Here is a 16,369-nt window from a genome sequence, read left to right as displayed (position 1 = left end):
GGGCGCCGCCCGGATGCTAGAGCCTGAGCGTGACGCCCGCCGCCGTGCAAGCCGCGGAGTTGGCGAAGACGGCGTCCCGCACCGCGTCCTGGGACTCCGACGCCGGCTTGGCTCCGGCCTCCGCCGCGGATGAGTGGTCGATGGCCAGCAGGCTCAGGGAGGCAAACAGTCCCTGCAGATCCCCGGAGACAGTGTTCTTGGCGTCCTGGGCCTTCAGGTACACGTCCTCATAGCCCTTGGAGTCAGTGGGTGAAACAGAGGAGTAATCCGCCACCAGCCTGTTGAAGAGCTCGCAGGCTTCCCGGGTTCCGCCTGCCCTGGCACCCTGGCTTGTGCCGCCGGTGGCCAGGGGGCCGCTTCCGGCCGCATCCCGGGTCTGCTCCGGCGATGCGGTCGACTGGACCGATTCCGCCGGCGCCGGGGTGGACACCGAGCAGCCTGCCATCATTCCGCCCGCCAGTAAGGCCGTGGAGGCCGTGGCTGCCGCGATAGATGTCGTCTTCACTGTGTCGCTCCGTCCGTCCCGGCTCCGGACCATCTGTCCCCCTGCAAAGCATGTGCCCCTGCAAAGCCTCGCCGTCCACCCTACGCAAGAGGCCGCCGTCGTGCACAACGCTGCCGATGGGGACCTCTCCCCTGCCGCGTGTGGAACGAACTGATTCAGGAATGCACATAGGGGTTCCAGCGTTTGAATAGTTGGGTGACCAGGGTCACGATAGCCTTGGTGGCTTACACCGGAACCGGACTGAAAGTGAAAACCATGGGCAACTCTCCCGACAACAGTGACGTTGTCATCCTCGGGGCAGCACGGACTCCGCAGGGCCGGATCAACGGCCAGCTCTCGAGTCTCACCGCCGTGGACCTTGGCGCCCACGCCATCAAAGCCGCACTGGAATCCAGCGGCGTCGGCACCGGCGACGTGGAGGCCGTGATCATGGGCCAGGTGCTTCAGGCCGGTGCGGGGCAGAATCCAGCGCGGCAGAGCGCCGTCGGCGCCGGCATCGGCTGGAACGTCCCCGCGGTCACAGTCAATAAGGTGTGTCTTTCAGGCCTGACGGCGGTGATCGACGCCGCCCGGATGATCCGTGCCGGCGAGGCCGCGGTGGTGGTGGCCGGCGGCCAGGAGTCGATGAGCCGGGCGCCGCACCTGCTCCCGGGGTCCCGCCAGGGATGGACGTACGGCTCCATCCAGGCGCTGGACGCTGCCGCCCATGACGGCTTGACCGATGCCTTCGACGGCCAGTCCATGGGCCTGTCCACGGAAACACGGAACCTCACGCTGGGCATTGACCGCACGTCGCAGGACAACGTTGCCGCCCAGTCCCACCAGCGCGCGGCGCTGGCGGCAAAGAACGGAACGTTCGACGGCGAGATCGCACCCATCAGCGTGAAGCAGCGCAAGGGCGAGCCCCTGGTGGTGGATTCCGACGAGGGCGTCCGCCCCAACACCTCGGTGGAGTCGCTGGCAGGCCTGCGCGCAGCGTTCGTCACCGATGGCACCATCACCGCCGGTAACTCCTCTCCCCTGTCCGACGGCGCCGCCGCCCTGGTGCTCGCATCCCGAGGCTACGCGGAGGAGAACGGGCTGGAGTACCTGGCCGTGGTGGGAAAGCCGGGACAGGTGGCCGGCCCTGACAACTCGCTGCATTCCCAGCCGTCAAACGCCATCATGAACGCCTTGGGCAAGGCCGGGTGGAGCACTGCGGACCTTGACTTCATCGAGATCAACGAGGCCTTCGGGTCCGTGGCGGTACAGTCCCTGAAGGACCTGGACTATCCCCTGGAAAAGTGCAACATCCACGGCGGTGCCATCGCGCTGGGACATCCGATCGGGGCCTCGGGCGCACGGCTGGCGGCCCATGCAGCCCATGAGCTGAAACGGCGCGGAACGGGCAAAGCCGCCGTGTCCCTCTGCGGCGGGGGCGGGCAGGGCGAGGCCCTCCTGCTGTACCGCGACTGATGGCGGGCGCATCCGGAAACGGAACGGACGGCGTCGGACGGGAACGCTTCCTGGCCGACGCCGCGGCCCGCGGCCTGCAGGTTGACGTGGTGCAGCGCCCGGCAGCAAAGAGCCTCGAAGAGGCCGCCGGCATCCTGGGCATCAGCCCGTCCGACATCGTCAAATCCCTGGTGGTCAAGCACAAGGACGGCACCTTTTTGTTCGCCCTGGTCCCGGGCGACCGGCAGATCTCCTGGCCCAAGCTCCGCGCCCTGGTAGGCGTCAACAAGCTGTCCCTCCCGCCCGCCGCTGCCGCGCTGGAGGCAACCGGCTATGAGCGGGGCACGATCACTCCGCTGGGGAGCACCACCGCGTGGCCGGTCTATGCCGACGCCACGATCACTGGGCGACGGATCTCCATGGGGGCCGGCGCCCATGGCTACAGTGCGTTCGTTGACGCCGATGCCCTGACCGCAGCCCTGGACGCGGTTGTGGCGGATATCAGCGACCCCGCGTAACGCGGGAGACCCGTTTAAGGCAGAAAACCCCGCCCACCGGAGTGGACGGGGTTTTCTGAGGAAAAGGCGTTGTTACTTGAGGGTAACGGTGGCGCCTGCAGCCTCGAGCTGCTCCTTGGCCTTCTCGGCAGCTTCCTTGTTGGCGCCTTCGAGGACAGCCTTGGGGGCACCGTCAACCAGGTCCTTGGCTTCCTTGAGGCCGAGGGAGGTGATGGCGCGAACTTCCTTGATGACTGCGATCTTCTTGTCGCCGGCAGCTTCGAGGATGACGTCGAAGTCGGTCTTCTCTTCAACCTCTTCAGCAGCTCCGCCACCGGCGGGGCCGGCAACTGCAACAGCAGCGGCGGTAACTTCGAAGGTCTCTTCGAAGAGCTTGACGAACTCGGAGAGCTCGATGATGGTCAGTTCCTTGAAAGCTTCAATGAGCTCTTCGTTGCTGAGCTTCGCCATGGTAGGCGTCCTTCCTGTTGTGGTGTCCGCAATGGCGCATGGCCTGAGGGGCACCGGAGTCTGGTGGGGGTAAGAGAATCAGTTCTCTTCGGCAGCGGGAGCTTCAGCGGCAGCTTCAGCTTCAGCGGCGGGGGCTTCTTCAGCGGCGGGCGCTTCGGCAGCTGCCGGTGCACCGTTCTCTTCTTCAAGCTTGAGGCGCAGTGCGTCGATGATGCGTGCAGCTGCGGCGGCCGGTGCCTTGAGGACACCTGCAACCTTGGCGAGCTGCAGCTCACGGGACTCGAGGGCAGCAAGTGCGGCAACCTCGGTGGCGTCCAGCGCCTTGCCCTCGAAGTAACCGGTCTTGATGACCAGCTGCTTGTTGGCCTTGGCAAAATCCGTCAGGCTCTTGGCAGCGGCAACTGCGTCACCCTTGATGAACGCGATTGCAGTGGGGCCGGCAAGCTGGCCGTCGAATGCTTCGACGCCGGCTTCCTTGGCTGCAATGGCGGTCAGGGTGTTCTTGACGACCGCGAACTTGGTGTCCTGGCCGAGAGAAACACGCAGCTGCTTGAGCTGTGCAACGGTGAGCCCGCGGTATTCGGTCAGGACAGCGGCGTTCGATTCCTTGAAATCGTTAGTGATCTCAGCTACTGCTGAAACCTTGGTAGGCGTTGCCATAACCCTCCTTCCGGGGATAGTGCCGGTATTCGACGGTCCCCGCTCAAGAGAGCTAAAACTAAAAACGCCCCGCGCAGATGCACGGGGCTTGGCTCAACACGGCTGAACCGCGGAGCTTTGCTTCGTTCACCTGCGCCGGCCGCCCTGCGTTGAGGGTCCTTCGTCCGGAAACCCACTGTGGCCTCCGGAGCACAACTGCAGAGTTGAGCCATGTTCAGGAGAGTGGATTTCCAACAACCGACGGTCTTTGGTACTCCCAGCTTACGCGAGGCGTTGCCGCTCCGCCAAATCGGGGGCTCAGCTGGTACTGGTGTGCAACGTGGGGAGCTCTTTTTGCCAGATCCCGGTGACGCCGGCCGTCTGGAAGCCGAGCTGCCTGTTGACGGTCAGGAGGTACCGGTTCTCCGGCGCGTTCCAGGTGTAGATGATGCGGGCGTCAGGAAACTGCTCGCTGAGCCGCTCCATGTTGGCCACCTTAATCAGCAGGCCCAGCTTGTTGCCGCGGTGTTCCTGCAGCACCAGGGTGTCGTCCTGGAACACGACGTCGGCCCGGTGCGCCAGCACGGTGATGGTGGTCAGTCCCACCAGGGCTCCGGTGGCGATGTGCTCGACGGCGGTGACCACCGTTCTGCGGCCCTGCGCGATGGCGACGTCCTCCGCCTCCCGCAGGATGCCGCCGTCGAACACCATCTCCTGCTCAACGGGCGCGTCCAGCGAGGGATCCAAATCGGCCCCGGCCTGGTTTTCCAGGACGGCCACGGCCTCCAGCCAGCGTTCCGGGCAGCGGTCGGTCCAGTGGTGCAGCCTGTACCTGCCGTTGTTTGCTTCTTCGGCCTCAGCCTGGAGGTCCGCCACCAGCTTGCTGTCCAGCGGCAAGCGGCAGGAGCTGAACTGCTCGATGTGCTGCAGCGTGTATCCGGTCTTCTGCGCGAACTCCACTTCGCGGCTCTCCAGCGGCACGAACCCCTGGCCGGTACCGGGAACCAGCAGGGCCTGTTCAAACTCAGACAGGGACGCGCCGGGGTGGTTGGTGTCCACCAGGATCATGCTGCGCCCTTCCCCCCTTGCCAGTTGTTCGGCTGCCTCCAGCAGCCGCCGTCCCACGCCCTGCCGCTGGTACTCGGGGAGGATGTCCAAAGTGAGTTCGGCGAGGTCCAGGTGGTCAGTCAGCGGCAGTGCGATGTCCACCGTTCCCACAATGGTGTCATCCACCTTGGCCACGAGGATCAGCTGGCGCTCATACGGATCCGCGAACTCAAGCAGCTTCTCCAGTGGACCGTAAGCCAGATCGTCGCTGCCCCACGTGGCCATCCGCACCTTGCGGCCGACTTCGACGGCGGCAAGGAAGTCCGCTGCGTCGGGGGTGTCCAGTGAGTCGGGGATCCAAAGCTGCTCGATCTTTACGTCTATTGCCATTCGGGCATCATCCCAGCCGTTTCTGCCACTCACCTTCATAGCCAGCGGGCCTGAATCCAAGTGCGGTATTTATCGCCAGCATATGCTGGTTTTCGCTGGCATTCCATGTCAGGACCGAGCGCGCCCGGGGCCACTTTTCCTGTGCGCGGCGGAGGTTGGCCACCTTGACCAGCATGCCCAGCCGGTGGCCGCGGTGTTCCTCCGACACCAGGGTGTCCTGCTGGAGCAGCGACCCCGGCACCAGCGGCCGCCAGGTCAGGACGGTATAGGCCACCAGCTCACCGGTGCGGCGGTGCAGGGCCGCCGCCACGGATGAGTGCACGCCGCTCCTGGCCAGCGCCTGCTCGTCGTCCCGCACGCGGGCGGCGTCCCAGTCCTCGCGTTCCCAGTCCATCCCGGCGGTGGGCGCATCGGTGCTCATTTGTGCCCGCAGGGCGGCGTACCGGGCGATCAACGGGTCCGGACAGTGCACGTCCCAGGCCGTCAGCCGATAATCGCCGGCGTGGCTGAGGGCATCAGCCTCCAGCCGCGCCAGCAGTTGTCCCGGAACGGGGAGGTCGAGCCGGCTGGAACGCTCCACCTGTTCCAGCCGGTACCCGGCGGACAGGGCGAAGGAGGTGGCCGGGTCAGCCAAAGGAAGTCCCCCGGCCCCCGACATGGCAGGTACCAGCGGACCCGCGTCATCCACCAGGCGGGCAGGGAGTTCAAAGTAGCCATCCAGCGACGTCCGGTTGTTGGCGCGGGCCACCTTCTCCGCGTGGTCAAGGAGCCGCCGCCCCAGCCCGCGCCGCCGGAAGGCCGGCGCCACCAGGACGTTGATCCCTGCCGTGGCGGTGTTCTCCCGCAGGGGCAGCGTCACCGAACACATGCCCACCGGTTCCTTGCCCAGCCGGGCGACAAAGAGGTGCCGCGCCTCGTAAGCGGTGCCGCGCCAGTGTTCCACCTCCTCCGCGTAGGTGTAGCCACGGTCAAGGTCGCCCCATGTCTGCAGTTCGTGCGCTTCCCGCATTGACCGGCAGTCGTTGAAGTCCTGAAAGTCGCTGCCGCCCTCGGTTGACGGAGGAACAACGACGGCGGAAATCACCAGGGCGTTCGGCTGCGTCATTCCCCAAGCGTAGCCAGCCGTGGACGGCTGTCGAGGGTGCGCAAGCGGCGTTAACGCCTGAAGGGACCGCCCGGCTGGTAGCCGGACGGTCCCTTCAGAAGTGCCGGAAGGCACGGGACGCTGCTGAGGATTTACGCCTCGGTGAGCACCTTGGTGACGTTGGGGTCAACGGAGATGCCCGGGCCGAACGTGGTGGCCACGGTGGCCTTCTGGATGTAGCGGCCCTTGGATGCGGACGGCTTGAGGCGAAGGACCTCTTCCAGTGCGGCTGCGTAGTTCTCGGCCAGCTTCACGGCGTCGAAGGAAACCTTGCCGATGATGAAGTGCAGGTTGGAGTGCTTGTCGACGCGGAAGTCGATCTTTCCACCCTTGATGTCGTTGACGGCCTTGGTGACGTCGGGGGTCACGGTGCCCGTCTTGGGGTTCGGCATCAGGTTACGCGGACCCAGGACCTTACCGAGGCGGCCAACCTTGCCCATGAGGTCAGGGGTGGCAACGGCGGCGTCGAAGTCGGTCCAGCCGGCGGCGATCTTTTCGATCAGGTCGTCGGAACCAACGAAGTCGGCGCCGGCTGCGATTGCGGCCTCAGCCTTGTCGCCCGTGGCGAAGACCAGGACGCGGGCCGTCTTACCGGTGCCGTGGGGCAGGTTGACGGTGCCGCGGACCATCTGGTCGGCCTTGCGGGGGTCAACGCCGAGGCGGAAGGCAACCTCAACCGTGGCGTCGAACTTGGACGGGTTGGTGTCCTTGGCCAGCGTTACTGCCTCGAACGGTGCGTAGTGCTTCTCCGCGTCGATCTTGGCGGCTGCTGCCTCATATGCTTTGCTGCGCTTTGCCATGCTGCTTATTTCTCCTTGTGCAGTTGTGGTCTGCGGACCGCGCTGGCCCTGCCACAGTCGGTGATCCGGTTCGTTATCCGGCCCGGATGACCAACATTTCAATGTGTTTGGTGCCGGTGTCCCGGCGGTGCCGCCCGTCGTCGTCAACTACCTGACGCTGGACAGCGGGAAGGGTGGTTAGCCCTCGACGGTGATGCCCATGGAGCGGGCGGTGCCGGCGATGATCTTCGCTGCGCCTTCGAGGCTGGTGGCGTTGAGGTCTTCCATTTTGGTGGAGGCGATCTCGTTGACCTGGGCCTGGGTCAGCTTGGCAACCTTGACGGTGTGCGGGGTTGCTGAACCCTTGGCGACGCCTGCAGCCTTCTTGATGAGTTCTGCAGCCGGCGGGGTCTTGGTAATGAACGTGAAGGAACGGTCTTCGTAGACCGTGATTTCCACGGGGATGACGTTTCCGCGCTGGGCTTCCGTCGCAGCGTTGTACGCCTTGCAGAATTCCATGATGTTGACACCGTGCTGGCCAAGCGCAGGACCGATCGGCGGGGCCGGGTTGGCGGCACCTGCCTGGATCTGCAGCTTGATGAGGCCGGTGACCTTCTTCTTGGGAGCCAATGTAGGGTCCTTCTCTCAATAACGTCCTGGGGCACAGGAGCGTGCCTCAGGTTTTTGGCCGCCATGGCAAGGCGGCCGGCCGTTCCGGTGCAGCTAAGCGGGCGGCGCCGGGACGAATTCTAGGATTCTCAGATCTTGGTGACCTGGTTGAACGCCAGGGTGACGGGCGTTTCGCGCTCGAAGATGGAGACCAGCACCACGAGGGTCTGGGACTCGGGCTTGATCTCGGAGATCGTGGCGGGAAGGGTCTCGAAGGGACCTTCCTTGACGATGACGGATTCACCGACCTCGAAGTCGACGGCCACGGGAGCCTGATTCTGCTTGTTGACCGGCTTGCCCTTCTCGGCCTGTTCCTCTTCGAATACAGGGGCGAGCATGGAGAAGACCTCGTCAAGGCGCAGCGGGACCGGGTTGTGGGCGTTGCCCACGAATCCGGTGACGCCGGGGGTGTGGCGGACGGCGCCCCAGGAGGCGTCGGTCAGGTCCATGCGGACCAGGACGTAGCCGGGGATGCGGACGCGGTTGATCACCTTGCGCTGGGCGTTCTTGATCTCCACGACTTCTTCCATGGGCACCTGGATTTCGAAGATGTAATCTTCCATGTCCAGGGTCTGGATGCGGGTTTCAAGGTTGGCCTTCACGCGGTTTTCGTAACCTGCGTACGAGTGGATGACGTACCAGTCACCTTCCTGACGGCGCAGCTTGGCCTTGAACTCCTCAGCGGGATCCACGGCTGCAGCTGCTGCCGCGGCGGCGAGGGCGTCGGCGGACTCGTCTTCCCCGTCAGCGTCTGATGCATCGCCTTCGGCAGCAACTACCACGTCGGAGGCGGCGTCGTCGGATTCGGGCGTGGAGGACTCAACCTCGGACTCTTCACCGGCTTCTGCCGTGACGTCCGGGGATTCTTCCAGCCCCGTCTCGGTTACCTCGAGCTCCTGCTCAGACACTTGGTCTCCTGCTTCCTCATTGCCTAACATGCCTATTTAAATGGCTCAATCCCGCACACCGGCGCATCCCTTCCGGTTTCCCGGATGGAACACGCGGCCTGCGGACTGTGCAGCCTTAGCTGTCCTTGGGGCCGGTACCGCCGAAGATCCAGCTGACAGCGGTTCCGAAACCAATGTCCAGCAGGCTGACGATGACCATCATGATGGCCACGAACACCAGCACCACGAGCGTGTAGTTGATCAGTTCCTTGCGGGTGGGGGCAACAACCTTCTTCAGTTCGCCGATAATCTGGCGGACAAAGAGTGCAATGCGGGCGAAGAAGTTTGCCTTGGCTTCCTTCTTAGCTGGGCGGCCCTTGGAGCTGCTGGCAGCTGTTTCGGTCACCTGGTCCTCGCTCATCTTTGCAATGGTGGATTACCCGGCCCTGATCAGAACCATGGTTGCTGCGCCTGCCCCGGGCTTTCGCCCGGAGCAGCTTGCGCAGGGCAGACAGGACTCGAACCTGCAACCTGCGGTTTTGGAGACCGCTGCGCTACCAATTGCGCCACTACCCTATGGAGTGAATTCCACTCTTTGACGACCCAACACCAGCTTGAACTGGGGCGCACGTCATCATCCGTGTTTCAACACCGGTGAACCAGTCTACGCAAGAACTTCGCGTAGGTAAAACCAGCCCGGCCCGGTCCGTCCGAAGTCCGGCCTGAAAGGTGCTGCGCAGGGCAGTCATAAATCAAAACCGGCTCCCCGGAGGGTCCGGTGAACAGCATAGAGTAGAACTCGTCGAATCCCACATTCCAGCCACCCGGCTGCAAGCGAAGAACGGACCTGCCATGTCTGCCGCCCGCGTTTCCCAACGCATTTCCGCAATTGCCGAATCCGCAACCCTGGCCGTCGATGCCAAGGCCAAGGCGCTGAAGGCAGCTGGCCGGCCCGTTATTGGCTTCGGCGCGGGTGAACCCGACTTCCCCACCCCGGACTACATCGTGCAGGCGGCAATCGAGGCTGCGGGGCAGCCCAAGTTCCACCGCTACTCCCCCGCCGGCGGCCTGCCCGAGCTGAAGAAGGCCATCGCCGAGAAGACCCTCCGCGATTCCGGCTACCAGGTGGACCCCTCCCAGGTCCTGGTCACCAACGGCGGCAAGCAGGCCGTCTACAACACCTTCGCCACCCTGGTGGATCCGGGCGACGAAGTCATCGTTCCCACCCCGTTCTGGACCACGTACCCGGAGGCCATCCGGCTCGCCGGCGGCGTCCCCGTGGAGGTTTTCGCCGGCCCCGAACAGGACTACCTGGTGACCGTCGAACAGCTCGAAGCAGCCGTGACGGACCGCACCAAGATCCTGCTGTTCGTCTCGCCGTCGAACCCCACCGGCGCCGTCTACTCCCCTGAGCAGGTGGCGGAAATCGGCAAGTGGGCCGCCGCCAAGGGCCTGTGGGTGGTCACGGACGAAATCTATGAGCACCTGACCTACGACGGCGTGCCGTTCACGTCGATCGCCACCGCGGCCCCCGAACTGGGCGACAAGGTGGTCATCCTCAACGGCGTTGCCAAGACGTACGCCATGACCGGGTGGCGCGTGGGCTGGATGATCGGCCCGGCCGACGTCATCAAGGCTGCCACCAACCTGCAGTCGCACGCCACCTCCAACGTGTCCAACATCATGCAGATCGCCGCCCTCGCCGCCGTGTCCGGTCCGCTGACCGCCGTGGACGAAATGAAGGTTGCGTTCGACCGCAGGCGCAAGGCGATCGTGGCAGGACTGAACGCGATCGACGGAGTGGAATGCCCGACGCCGAAGGGCGCCTTCTACGTGTACGCGGACGTCCGTGCCCTGCTGGGCAAGGAATTCCCGACCGCGTCCGGTACGGCCACGCCGCAGACCTCCGCGGAACTGGCCTCGCTCATCCTTGACGAGGTTGAGGTGGCAGTGGTTCCCGGCGAAGCCTTCGGCCCCTCGGGCTACCTGCGCCTCTCGTACGCCCTGGGCGACGACGACCTCGCCACGGGCGTCCAGCGCCTGCAGGACTTCCTGGGCAAGGCCCAGTAGTCGCTCCATCACCTTCCGCAGGAACAACCCAAACGCCCCATCACCTGGTGATGGGGCGTTTGGGTTTAAGGCGCAGGATCTGATGGGGCGTTTGGGTTTAAAGGCCGAAAGATGATGGGGCGTTTGGTTTAAAGGCGCAGGATCTGATGGGGCGTCTACAGGAGGCGGCGCTCGGCTGCCCATTTGGTCAGTTCGTGGCGGCTTGAGAGCTGGAGCTTGCGCAGCACGGCTGACACGTGGGTCTCCACCGTCTTGATGCTGATGAAGAGCTCCTTGGCCACCTCCTTGTAGCTGTAGCCGCGGGCGATGAGGCGCATGACCTCAAGTTCCCGGGCGGAGAGCTTGTCCAGCTCGTCATCGGCAATATCCGCAGGAGCGGTGCCGAAGGCGTCCAGGACGAACCCGGCAAGGCGTGGGGAGAAGACCGCGTCGCCGCCGGCCACCCGGAACACGGCGTCGGTGATCTCGGCGCCGGAGATGGTCTTGGTGACGTATCCGCGGGCACCGGCGCGGATGACGGCCACCACGTCCTCCGCAGCGTCGGAGACGCTTAATGCCAGGAAACGGGTGGTGGACAGGAGCGCGGCGGAGCCGGCGATGACTTCCCGGCCGCCGCCGCCCAGTCCTCCGGGCAGGTGGACATCGAGAAGAACGACGTCGGGCCGCTGCTGGGCGATCACGGCAATGGCCTGTTCAACGGTGGCGGCCTCCCCCACCACCTGGATGCCGGCGTCGAGGTCAGCTTTCAGCCCGGACCGGAAGATGGCGTGATCGTCCACGATGACCACCCTCACGGAGTTTGCCGGCCGGGCGCTTCCGGTACTTGTCCCCTGGGTCGTGTTCATGATTTTCCTTCCGCGTGTTCTGCTGCAGCCGGCAGCCTCAGGCGGACCTCGGTACCGTCCCCCGTGCTGAGGATGGCCGCCGAGCCGCCATGCCGCTTCATCCTGCCGATGATCGATTCCCTGATACCGAGGCGGTCCGCCGGGACGTCCCCCAGCTGGAAACCGGGTCCCCTGTCCTTGATGAAGATCTCAGCCTGCCCGTCCGATGCCTCAAGGTAGACCGAGACGGTTCCGCCACCGTGCCGCGAGGCGTTGAGCATGGCCTCCCGGCTTGCCTGGACCAGGGCTTCGTGCGCCTCGGTCATGGCGGCGTCACCCACGGTGACCACCTCCACGGCGTTGCCAAGCAGGTCCTCCACCTCCGCCGCAACAGCCTTGATCCGGTCTGAAAGCTGTCCGCTTTCACGGCCGGGGTCCTGGAACAGCCAGCCGCGCAGCTCGCGTTCCTGGGCACGGGCCAGGCGGACCACGTCATGCTCGTTGCCGGCGCGCCGCTGGATCAGTGCCAGTGTCTGCAGCACGGAATCGTGGAGGTGGGCAGCGATCTCCGCCCGTTCCGTCTCCCGGATCCGGCCGGCGCGTTCCGATTCCAGGTCCCGCCAAAACTTCAGCGCCCACGGCAACAGGACCAGCACCACGCCGCCCAGGACGGCCACGGACGCCAACAGCGCCAGCCAGGTCTGTTCCCAGGAGCCCGAGCCGGACACCATCACCAGGACCCCTGCTACCACCAGCGCCAGTCCTGCAGCGAGCCTGCCCCACCCGCCGGCCTGGTCCGCTTTGGTCTTGTCCACCAGCCCTGCGCGGCGCGTCTCATCCAGCTGCATCCAGGCGATCGACGCGCCGCCCAGCACAGCTGCAGCCGGGATCAGCGTCCCCAGGGACACGTCCACGCCCAGCATCTGGGCAATCATGATGCCGGCCACCAGCAGGAGCCCGCAGCCCAGCAGGATTTCCTTGCCGTACCGCATCCCGCGCGCCCGGAACCAAGGGGGCTCTCCGGAGGCTCCCGCTCCGGCCGGAACGGGCCCATCGGCACCTGCTGGTGCTCCGCCGTCGGACGCCGTCTCCTGCGCCGGCTGGGCCTGCTGCGGCTGGCCCGGTCCCAGCTGGCTGACGGCGGGAGCAATGGGCGACGCCGGCCGGCGGGCGTTGCGGCGCGCGGCCTCGTCCGCGGTGGGCACCATGATCCAGAGCCATGCGTAGAAGACCAGGCCGGCCCCGCCTGCGAAGGAGGCGAGGACCATGCCCAGCCGGACATTCTTGACCGGCCAGCCCAGGTGCGCGGCGAGGCCGGAGCAGACGCCGGCGATGACACGGTCGCTGCTCCGTGCCAGGGGCGGGCGCACCGGGAGGGTTGTCATGGATCAATCCAAACACGGATCAGGGTTGCCCGGACCGTATCCGGCCGCTTACCGGGGACAGCTCAGGGGCCGTTCAGGGTATCCCCCAGTAGAGCGGCGACGGGCCCGGACGGGAGGATCAAGGTATGAACTCGCAGACCCCCTCCCCTGACGACGAACACCCTGCCGGGGCCATCCCCGGATCCGACAGCGAGCGGCCCACGGAGCCGCTGCCGTCCTCCCCTGCAACGCCTCCGGAGCCTGAGGTTGGCCCGGGTGCCGGTCCCGCGGCCGGCCCGTCAGGTGGTCTTGGCGCCGGTCCCTCAGCTGATCCGGGTGCCGGACCGGGCCCTGATCCCGCTGATAACACCCAGGGCTATGCCTACCGCAGCAGCCCCACCGCCCCAACTCCTTCCACCGACTTCTTCGGCTGGATCCGCAGCAACGGCATTTACCGGGGCAACGACCGTTGGGTCGGCGGCGTCTGCAGCGGAATCGCCCACCGGCTGAACGTGGACCCGATCATCATCCGCGGCGCCTTCATTGTCCTCACTCTCCTGGCCGGCATTGGCGTGTTCTTCTATGGCTTGGCATGGGCGTTCCTGCCGGAACCGGACGGCCGGATCCACGTCCAGGAAGCCGGCGCCGGACGCTGGTCCAGTGGCATGACGGGCTCCCTGATTGCCACGGTCCTGGGTCTCACCGGCCTGGGCGGAGGCTTCTGGGGCTGGAGCCATAACGGCCTCAGCGGACTGCTCTGGACCGTCTTCTGGGTGGCCGGCGCAATCTATTTGGTCTACTACCTTTCCCAGCGCAACAAGTCCCACCCCACCATGGCAGGCCACACGCCGGCAGCCCCCGGCGCGGGCCACCCGGCCGGACGCCCGGGCGCGGACTACACCTCGTCGTTCTCCGCAGGCACGCCCTCCGGGCCGGCGCCCGGCTTCCCGGCGGCGCCCCGGTACAGCGGCGGCCCCACCAGCTCAGCGTCCACCGGTATCTATGGCCCGGGCGGACACGGCACTCCTATCGGAACCGGTGTTCCCGTCGGAGGCACCTCCGCCGGCCCAAACGGCTCCGGTTCAGGCAGCACAGGCCCAGGCGGGCCGGGCACAGGCGGGCCGGGCAGCGGCGGGCCGGGCACAGGCGGGCCGGGCAGCGGCGTTCCCGGTGGAAGCAGCTACCCCGCACCGTGGGTGCCCCCGCAACCGCCAAAGCCCCGGCCGTCCGGCCCCGGCGCTCCCGCCGTCGCCATCGCCACGGGCTCGGCCCTGGTGGTGGGCGGTGGCCTCAAGGCGCTGGATGCCGCAAACATCATCGACCTGGGCGGCTCCGCCAACGCCATCGTGTGGGCCAGCGCGGCAGCAGTGCTAGGCCTGGGCATCCTGGTGGCGGGTTTCCGCGGCCGCACCTCCGGCGTCCTGAGCCTCTTTGCCGTAATCGCCCTGGTTACCGGCGGCATCTACAACACGCTGGACGACGGCCGGATGCGTTTCCAGCAAGTGGACTGGAACCCGGCAAGCATTGAGGAGGCACGCGGCGGCATCGACATCACCGCCGGGCGGGGCACCGTGGACCTCACGGGCCTGTCACCCACCGCCCCCCTGACGTCCGACGTCGTGGTTCCCCTGGACATCACCGCCAGCAACGTGACCGTGGTGATCCCGCAGAACCTGCCCGTCGACATCAAGGCGGACATGACCATGGGAAACCTTAACGAGGCCACCGGCCAGCGCGGCGGCACCACCACCCGCGAAAGCAGCTACAACGCGGACAAGCCCGGCAACCACCTGGTGGTGCGGATCGACGGCACGTTCAGCAACGTCACAATCCAGGAAGGCAACTGACATGGACAGCAGCAACATTCCGACGACGGCGGGCCAGGACCCCGCCGGACCGGCACCGGCGAGGGTGGGGACGGTGGTGTGGGGACTGATCGTCCTGGCGCTGGCCGCACTCATCATCGTGGCGCAGTTGGGCATCGTGACACTCAATGGCACCTACGTCCTGATCGGCCTCATGATCGGCGCAGGTGTGGCCCTGGTGGCCGGCGGCCTGCTCTCAGCCCGCAAACGTGACAACGCATCAACTACAGGGAAGTCTTGAACCATGGATAAGTTCTTCAGCATTGTCAGGGGCCTTGGCCTGCAGCGCGGCCCACAGCGGTGGCTCGGCGGAGTGCTGGGCGGCATCGCGGCCAAGCTCAACGTCGACGTCGCCTACGTCCGCATCGCATTCCTGCTGTTCTGCCTGCTCCCCGGACCTGCCGTGATCTTCTACCTCCTGGCCTGGGTGATCCTCCCGGACCAGCGCAACGAGATCCTGCTCCAGACGTTCCTGGACCGCCGGTCGCTCAACCGGCCCTGACCAGCCAAGTCGCCGGCGCCGGACACACTGGCGCCGGCACCATAAATCGGCCACGACCACGGCCCCTGCTTTCGCGGACACTCCCCGACAGCAGGGGCCTTTCCTGTCCCGGCACTGCCCGGCCCGGGCACCCCCATGTAACCGGTTTGTGTCGTACCCCACACACCCCATTACACTTCTAGGTGAGCTCAGCGTGGCGCTCTGCCTGTAAACCTTCTCTCCAGGATTTGAGCCGAACATGAAAATTGGAATCCTCACCAGCGGTGGCGACTGCCCCGGACTGAACGCCGTGATCCGAGGCGCAGTGCTTAAGGGCATCGCCGTCCACGGCCAGGAATTCGTCGGATTCCGCGATGGATGGCGGGGTGTGGTGGAGGGGGACATCATCGACATCCCCCGCACCATGGTCCGCGGCATCGCCAAGCAGGGCGGCACCATCCTTGGCACTTCCCGCACCAACCCGTTCGAAAACGGCGGCGGCCCGGAGGCCATCAAGGCCCACATGGACCGGCTGGGCATCGACGCCATCATCGCCATCGGTGGTGAGGGAACACTCGCCGCCGCCAAGCGCCTGACCGACGCCGGACTCAAGATCGTCGGCGTCCCCAAGACCGTTGACAACGACCTTGACGCCACCGATTACACCTTCGGGTTCGACACTGCCGTGCAGATCGCCACCGAAGCCATCGACCGGCTCCGCACCACCGGCGAATCCCACCACCGCTGCATGATCGCCGAAGTGATGGGCCGGCACGTGGGCTGGATCGCCCTGCACGCCGGCATGGCCGCAGGCGCGCACGCCATCCTGATCCCGGAGCAGAAGGTCAGCATCGAGCAGATCACCGAATGGGTCAAGGAAGCCCATCATCGTGGCCGCGCGCCCCTGGTGGTGGTGGCCGAAGGCTTCGTACCCGAACACATGGAAAGCCCGCACTCCGAGCGCGGCCTGGACACCTTCGGCCGTCCCCGGCTGGGCGGCATCGCGGACCAGCTCGCCCCCGAACTGGAGGCACGCACCGGCATTGAAACCCGCGCCACCATCCTGGGCCACATCCAGCGCGGCGGCGTCCCGTCGGCCTTCGACCGGGTCCTGGCCACCCGGCTTGGCATGGCTGCCATCGATTCCGTGGTGGAAGGCTACTGGGGCACCATGGTGGCGCTCAAGGGCACCGACATCCGGCACGTTGCCTTCGAAGAGGCCCTGGGCCAGCTGAAGACCGTCCCGCAAAACCGCTACGACGAAGCCGCGGTCCTGTTCGGCTAAGTCAGTGGGCCGCCCTAG

Annotated in this window: 18 protein-coding genes and 1 tRNA gene; 7 read left to right on the top strand and 12 right to left on the bottom strand. The window is 66.0% G+C overall.

The genetic code is table 11. The features are described from left to right. Nucleotides 1-16: 16 nt before the first annotated feature. Nucleotides 17-505, bottom strand: coding sequence for a hypothetical protein (locus ASG79_RS04835; RefSeq protein WP_321165441.1), 489 nt, complete (start codon nucleotides 503-505; stop codon nucleotides 17-19). A 255-nt stretch (nucleotides 506-760) separates the two neighbouring features. Here ASG79_RS04835 and ASG79_RS04830 point away from each other — a divergent pair, with 255 nt between their 5' ends. Together ASG79_RS04830 and ASG79_RS04825 are read left to right on the top strand one after the other, a co-directional pair. Continuing rightward, the gene (locus ASG79_RS04830) at nucleotides 761-1,960 is read left to right on the top strand and encodes an acetyl-CoA C-acetyltransferase (RefSeq protein ID WP_026265738.1); all 1,200 of its coding nucleotides are present in this window, start codon (nucleotides 761-763) and stop codon (nucleotides 1,958-1,960) included. Continuing rightward, on the top strand, nucleotides 1,960-2,457 hold the full coding sequence (locus ASG79_RS04825) for an aminoacyl-tRNA deacylase (RefSeq protein WP_056388921.1): 498 nt from the start codon (nucleotides 1,960-1,962) through the stop codon (nucleotides 2,455-2,457). Before ASG79_RS04830 ends, ASG79_RS04825 begins: the two co-directional genes overlap by 1 nt. A gap of 72 nt (nucleotides 2,458-2,529) precedes the next feature. Here the strand turns inward: ASG79_RS04825 and rplL are convergent, their stop codons facing one another. The 9 genes from rplL to ASG79_RS04780 form a co-directional block, all read right to left on the bottom strand. Next, nucleotides 2,530-2,907 (bottom strand): 50S ribosomal protein L7/L12, encoded by a 378-nt coding sequence (rplL, locus tag ASG79_RS04820; protein WP_018769123.1) that lies wholly within the window; start codon nucleotides 2,905-2,907, stop codon nucleotides 2,530-2,532. A 78-nt stretch (nucleotides 2,908-2,985) separates the two neighbouring features. Further along, nucleotides 2,986-3,567, bottom strand: a complete 582-nt coding sequence (rplJ, locus tag ASG79_RS04815) for a 50S ribosomal protein L10 (RefSeq protein ID WP_018769122.1) — start codon at nucleotides 3,565-3,567, stop codon at nucleotides 2,986-2,988. Between the two features lie 297 nt (nucleotides 3,568-3,864). Next, a complete protein-coding gene (locus tag ASG79_RS04810) occupies nucleotides 3,865-4,983 on the bottom strand; it encodes a GNAT family N-acetyltransferase (RefSeq protein WP_056388918.1) in 1,119 nt (372 codons plus the stop codon). Between the two features lie 7 nt (nucleotides 4,984-4,990). After that, nucleotides 4,991-6,088 (bottom strand): GNAT family N-acetyltransferase, encoded by a 1,098-nt coding sequence (locus ASG79_RS04805; protein WP_056388915.1) that lies wholly within the window; start codon nucleotides 6,086-6,088, stop codon nucleotides 4,991-4,993. A gap of 131 nt (nucleotides 6,089-6,219) precedes the next feature. After that, entirely contained in the window at nucleotides 6,220-6,927 is a 708-nt protein-coding gene (rplA, locus tag ASG79_RS04800) for a 50S ribosomal protein L1 (RefSeq protein WP_018769119.1), read from the bottom strand. A 177-nt stretch (nucleotides 6,928-7,104) separates the two neighbouring features. Continuing rightward, nucleotides 7,105-7,536: a 50S ribosomal protein L11 gene (gene rplK / locus ASG79_RS04795; RefSeq protein ID WP_003803853.1), complete on the bottom strand. Its 432-nt coding sequence runs from the start codon at nucleotides 7,534-7,536 to the stop codon at nucleotides 7,105-7,107. Nucleotides 7,537-7,664: 128 nt separating this feature from the next. Beyond that, complete coding sequence (gene nusG, locus ASG79_RS04790; protein ID WP_018769118.1) at nucleotides 7,665-8,483, bottom strand: transcription termination/antitermination protein NusG; 819 nt, start codon at nucleotides 8,481-8,483, stop codon at nucleotides 7,665-7,667. 115 nt (nucleotides 8,484-8,598) lie between these two features. Beyond that, the gene (gene secE / locus ASG79_RS04785; RefSeq protein WP_056388913.1) at nucleotides 8,599-8,883 is read right to left on the bottom strand and encodes a preprotein translocase subunit SecE; all 285 of its coding nucleotides are present in this window, start codon (nucleotides 8,881-8,883) and stop codon (nucleotides 8,599-8,601) included. Nucleotides 8,884-8,965: 82 nt separating this feature from the next. Then, nucleotides 8,966-9,038 (bottom strand) — tRNA-Trp (locus ASG79_RS04780). Nucleotides 9,039-9,314: 276 nt separating this feature from the next. Here ASG79_RS04780 and ASG79_RS04775 point away from each other — a divergent pair. Then, a complete protein-coding gene (locus ASG79_RS04775) occupies nucleotides 9,315-10,532 on the top strand; it encodes a pyridoxal phosphate-dependent aminotransferase (RefSeq protein ID WP_018769116.1) in 1,218 nt (405 codons plus the stop codon). Nucleotides 10,533-10,687: 155 nt separating this feature from the next. Here the strand turns inward: ASG79_RS04775 and ASG79_RS04770 are convergent, their stop codons facing one another. Together ASG79_RS04770 and ASG79_RS04765 are read right to left on the bottom strand one after the other, a co-directional pair. Further along, nucleotides 10,688-11,377: a LuxR C-terminal-related transcriptional regulator gene (locus ASG79_RS04770; protein ID WP_018769115.1), complete on the bottom strand. Its 690-nt coding sequence runs from the start codon at nucleotides 11,375-11,377 to the stop codon at nucleotides 10,688-10,690. Further along, a complete protein-coding gene (locus ASG79_RS04765) occupies nucleotides 11,374-12,741 on the bottom strand; it encodes an ATP-binding protein (protein ID WP_056388911.1) in 1,368 nt (455 codons plus the stop codon). The genes ASG79_RS04770 and ASG79_RS04765 overlap by 4 nt, the downstream gene beginning before the upstream one ends. Before the next feature lie 125 nt (nucleotides 12,742-12,866). Between ASG79_RS04765 and ASG79_RS04760 the strand changes: the two genes are divergently transcribed. From ASG79_RS04760 to ASG79_RS04745, 4 genes are all read left to right on the top strand, one after another. Next, nucleotides 12,867-14,567 carry a PspC domain-containing protein gene (locus tag ASG79_RS04760; protein WP_056388910.1) on the top strand — a complete coding sequence of 567 codons (1,701 nt, stop codon included), beginning with the start codon at nucleotides 12,867-12,869 and terminating at the stop codon, nucleotides 14,565-14,567. Nucleotide 14,568: 1 nt separating this feature from the next. Then, nucleotides 14,569-14,826 (top strand): hypothetical protein, encoded by a 258-nt coding sequence (locus ASG79_RS04755; RefSeq protein ID WP_018769112.1) that lies wholly within the window; start codon nucleotides 14,569-14,571, stop codon nucleotides 14,824-14,826. Nucleotides 14,827-14,829: 3 nt separating this feature from the next. Beyond that, complete coding sequence (locus tag ASG79_RS04750) at nucleotides 14,830-15,087, top strand: PspC domain-containing protein (RefSeq protein ID WP_018769111.1); 258 nt, start codon at nucleotides 14,830-14,832, stop codon at nucleotides 15,085-15,087. A gap of 238 nt (nucleotides 15,088-15,325) precedes the next feature. Beyond that, nucleotides 15,326-16,351 (top strand): ATP-dependent 6-phosphofructokinase, encoded by a 1,026-nt coding sequence (locus ASG79_RS04745; RefSeq protein ID WP_018769110.1) that lies wholly within the window; start codon nucleotides 15,326-15,328, stop codon nucleotides 16,349-16,351. Nucleotides 16,352-16,369: the final 18 nt, after the last annotated feature.

The sequence above is a fragment of the Arthrobacter sp. Soil761 genome, from assembly GCF_001428325.1.
Lineage (GTDB): Bacteria > Actinomycetota > Actinomycetes > Actinomycetales > Micrococcaceae > Arthrobacter.
Note: the sequence above shows the minus strand (reverse complement) of the source record. Positions and strands in the feature narration are given on the sequence as shown.

What these genes read in the sequence shown, in the direction of transcription:
- ASG79_RS04830 (WP_026265738.1), top strand. Translation starts at nt 761, where the DNA reads ATGGGCAACTCTCCCGACAACAGTGACGTTGTCATCCTCGGGGCAGCA.
- ASG79_RS04825 (WP_056388921.1), top strand. Translation starts at nt 1,960, where the DNA reads ATGGCGGGCGCATCCGGAAACGGAACGGACGGCGTCGGACGGGAACGC.
- rplL (WP_018769123.1), bottom strand. Translation starts at nt 2,907, where the DNA reads ATGGCGAAGCTCAGCAACGAAGAGCTCATTGAAGCTTTCAAGGAACTG.
- rplJ (WP_018769122.1), bottom strand. Translation starts at nt 3,567, where the DNA reads ATGGCAACGCCTACCAAGGTTTCAGCAGTAGCTGAGATCACTAACGAT.
- ASG79_RS04810 (WP_056388918.1), bottom strand. Translation starts at nt 4,983, where the DNA reads ATGGCAATAGACGTAAAGATCGAGCAGCTTTGGATCCCCGACTCACTG.
- ASG79_RS04805 (WP_056388915.1), bottom strand. Translation starts at nt 6,088, where the DNA reads ATGACGCAGCCGAACGCCCTGGTGATTTCCGCCGTCGTTGTTCCTCCG.
- rplA (WP_018769119.1), bottom strand. Translation starts at nt 6,927, where the DNA reads ATGGCAAAGCGCAGCAAAGCATATGAGGCAGCAGCCGCCAAGATCGAC.
- secE (WP_056388913.1), bottom strand. Translation starts at nt 8,883, where the DNA reads ATGAGCGAGGACCAGGTGACCGAAACAGCTGCCAGCAGCTCCAAGGGC.
- ASG79_RS04775 (WP_018769116.1), top strand. Translation starts at nt 9,315, where the DNA reads ATGTCTGCCGCCCGCGTTTCCCAACGCATTTCCGCAATTGCCGAATCC.
- ASG79_RS04770 (WP_018769115.1), bottom strand. Translation starts at nt 11,377, where the DNA reads ATGAACACGACCCAGGGGACAAGTACCGGAAGCGCCCGGCCGGCAAAC.
- ASG79_RS04765 (WP_056388911.1), bottom strand. Translation starts at nt 12,741, where the DNA reads ATGACAACCCTCCCGGTGCGCCCGCCCCTGGCACGGAGCAGCGACCGT.
- ASG79_RS04760 (WP_056388910.1), top strand. Translation starts at nt 12,867, where the DNA reads ATGAACTCGCAGACCCCCTCCCCTGACGACGAACACCCTGCCGGGGCC.
- ASG79_RS04755 (WP_018769112.1), top strand. Translation starts at nt 14,569, where the DNA reads ATGGACAGCAGCAACATTCCGACGACGGCGGGCCAGGACCCCGCCGGA.
- ASG79_RS04750 (WP_018769111.1), top strand. Translation starts at nt 14,830, where the DNA reads ATGGATAAGTTCTTCAGCATTGTCAGGGGCCTTGGCCTGCAGCGCGGC.
- ASG79_RS04745 (WP_018769110.1), top strand. Translation starts at nt 15,326, where the DNA reads ATGAAAATTGGAATCCTCACCAGCGGTGGCGACTGCCCCGGACTGAAC.